Consider the following 3,372-nt stretch of genomic DNA (forward strand, 5'->3'; position numbering starts at 1 on the left):
GGCCTGGGAATTATTTTCTGCATGCTGATTCTGCTGGCTTACGGGGCCGTTTCCGGTTTGCAATCTTATGATGCTACCGTCAAAGAGTTTGAGCATTCACTGAACAGCCTGCCCAACCGTGATCGAATGATCGTGTCGGCTGTGGCCCTCAATGACCCTCTGCAGAAAATTCTGAATTCCCGTCCTGATTCTGTCGCCAGTAAGCATTACCAACGTAAGTTTGAAGAGCAGTTAAATGAAGTTCATACTGAAATACAGAGTTTTCTGCAGAAAGTAGATCGATTACCAGACGACCCTGCTGTAGGAACCTGGAGAGGCCTGGTGAGGTCACAGCTCAGTGAACATAGTGCAAGCCTGAAGACGCTGCAGAATCTGTCACTGATGCAGGCGCACCTGGAACATCCTCAGGAAAGAGTTGCAACGGCCCAGCAGATGATTCTGGAAGTCGCGCGCCTGGAAACTCTGATTATGGAAGTACGCGATGTTCCTTCAGGGACCAAAGCGGTTTTGGAACGTGCGTCGCGGGTTTACCGCTCCCGATATGATCTGGTCTGGGTGACTTGCCTGGTGGTATTTATCACCTTTGGCTGTCTGATCTGGTATGGATACAGGACTGTGATCTCTCCGATTCAGGATTTACATGAAGGGGCCCGGATTGTGGCCCAGGGGCATTTTGATCATCAATTCAAGATTAAATCGAATGATGAGATGGCAGAGCTGGCTGAAGCATTCAATCTGATGACGATGCGGTTTAAAGAAAAAAGGGACGAATTGAATCACAAGGTGGACGAACGCAGTAAACAGCTGGTTCGATCGGAAAGGCTGGCAGGAATTGGCGTTCTGGCAGCGGGGGTGGCTCATGAAATTAATAATCCGTTATCTGCGATTTCGATGGCCTCCGAGTCGCTTCAGGGGCGAATGGTTGATCTGAAACCGCACTGTGAGGAAGCAGATATTCAAGTGGTGGAGCAGTATCTTGGATTAATTCAACGGGAAGCCATGCGGTGCAGGGATATCACTTCCAAACTGCTTGATTTTTCCCGCGGTCAGAATTCCGTCAGAAGTATGAATGATCTGATAGGTGTGATCGAAGAGGTGTGCTCGATGATCAGTTTGATTAAACGATTGAAAGACAGGAAGATCCTGTTTTCGGCCAGGAATCCCTGTTATGCGGAGTTTAATCCTGCAGAAATCAAACAGGTGATTCTCAATATTATGACCAATGCCCTGGAGTCGATGGAGGTGGGGGGCAATTTGGAAATCCAGGTTCGTGAAAATGTCGATTCAGTGACCCTCATATTTAAGGACGACGGGTGCGGGATGACGCAGGAAGTGAAAGAGAGTCTGTTTGATCCTTTCTTTACACAAAGGGCAGATGGGACCGGCACTGGTTTGGGGATGTCGATCACACATCGGATTATCAAAGATCATGGTGGGGAAATCGAAGTGGAAAGTGGAGGACCAGGGCAGGGGAGTACAATTTTTGTCGAACTCCCGAAAAAAGCACAAGCACAACATAAGGCGGCATAGTGAGTTAAGTGAATTGATTGAAACAGGAGTTTCTGGAATTCTCCGATTGCCACAATTTTTGAAATCTGATATCACACGTCCCTCCCCATAAATGATTCACACAAAGTTAACGATACAGGAGAAAATGGATGTTCTCTGTACAGCAGATTGCTTTAAAAATTCCCCTTCCCAATTTGTCGCGTAGTGTGCAGAGAAAGGTCCTGTATGGAGTCCCGGTTCCGGGGCTTCTCAATTGAGTGTCGATGCTGGAGAAAAGGATGCGTTCGCCTGATTCGAACACGATTTCTTCAGAACCTTTCACCTATTCCTTCCTGAATACCATTCGGATCTGAAATTTGTTAAATGGCTTTCTCTTTGACAGGACGTCAAAGCAGGAAGAAGGAGCACAACTTGAGTAATTCGGTCAATAAATTGCGAGTCTTATTTGTCGACGATGAAGCAGCAATTCGTGAAGTGATGCGAATCGAGCTTCCACGGATGGGGCACGATGTCACCATTTGTGAGGATGGTCAATCTGCTTTAATCGCGTTGGAGAAGATTACGTTTGATGCAGCCATTGTCGATTTACGGATGCCTGGACTGAGTGGCTGGGATGTCGTGGATCATATTAATAAAGTTTCTCCCGAGACCGAAGTTATCATCAGTACCGGGCATGGCAGCATTGATGAAGCCATTCAGGCGATACGTCGAGGTGCTTATGACTTTCTGCCCAAACCTTGCAAATTGATTGATATTGCCACTGTTCTGCAAAAAGTAGCTGACAAGCGTTCCTTGCAAAACAAAAATTATGCACTTGAGTCACGACTCAAAATCGTGGAAGGGCCTTGCCAGATTATTGGCGACTCGCCCCCGATGCTGCGGGTTAAAAAACTGATCGAAAAAATCGCCCCCACCGATTCTACCGCTTTGATTCTGGGGGAAACAGGGACCGGTAAGGAGCTTGTGGCGCGGCGTGTGCATGATTTAAGCCTGCGTGCTTCCATGCCCTTTGTGCCTGTTAACTGTGGTGCGCTGCCTGAAAATCTGGTGGAGAGTGAGTTATTCGGGCATCGCAAAGGCGCATTTACAGGGGCTGATACTCCTCGCAAGGGTTTGATTGAAATTGCCAATGGTGGTACGCTCTTTTTGGACGAACTGGGAGAGCTGGATAAAACGATGCAGGTCAAACTGCTCCGTTTTCTGGAATCTGGTGAAGTGCGGCGCGTCGGCGACAGCGAAACATTTCATGTCGACGTTCGGATTGTCTGTGCAACCAACCGGGACCTGAAGGAAATGGTCAGTGAGGGAACTTTTCGCGAAGACTTATATTTTCGTGTAAATACCTTCGAAATTGATCTGCCGGCCTTACGGGAGCGTAAAGCTGATATTCCCGAGATTTCGCGTGTGCTGTTGAAACGACATTTGAAAAAAGATTCGATTCCCAAGGATATTCTTGCACCGGAAACCGTTGAGATTCTGCAGTCTTATGACTGGAAAGGTAATGTTCGCGAATTGGCCAATGCGTTAGAACACGCCGTCATTTTGTGGGACGGCACTCAGATTATGCCTGCGGATTTACCCTCTAATCTCACCCGGAATTCCGCAATTCCCTTTTCTGGTTCGTCCATCAACTGGACGGAAAGAACAGAGGGGAAAACCTTACGTGATATCGAAATGGAAGTGATTTATCACGTACTTGATAAACATGATGGCGACAAGCCGAAATGTGCTGCCGAACTGGGAATTGCGTTGAAGACACTTTACAACAAACTGAATCAGTATCAGACCCGCGCCGCTGGTTAACAAGGCTGACAGGCCCCCCATTTCTGTACCAGTTGTTATGAGAGCTTTGGGTAATCAGCA

The 3,372-nt window shown here is 47.6% G+C and carries 2 protein-coding genes; both read left to right on the forward strand.

What is annotated here, in order from left to right:
* On the forward strand, positions 1 to 1,530 hold a 1,530-nt coding region (locus Q0294_RS18105; protein WP_299468257.1), incomplete at its 5' end, for a HAMP domain-containing sensor histidine kinase.
* 390 nt (positions 1,531 to 1,920) lie between these two features.
* Positions 1,921 to 3,312 carry a sigma-54 dependent transcriptional regulator gene (locus tag Q0294_RS18110; protein WP_299468259.1) on the forward strand — a complete coding sequence of 464 codons (1,392 nt, stop codon included), beginning with the start codon at positions 1,921 to 1,923 and terminating at the stop codon, positions 3,310 to 3,312.
* Positions 3,313 to 3,372: the final 60 nt, after the last annotated feature.

This window comes from uncultured Gimesia sp. (genome assembly GCF_937919775.1).
Taxonomy (GTDB): domain Bacteria; phylum Planctomycetota; class Planctomycetia; order Planctomycetales; family Planctomycetaceae; genus Gimesia.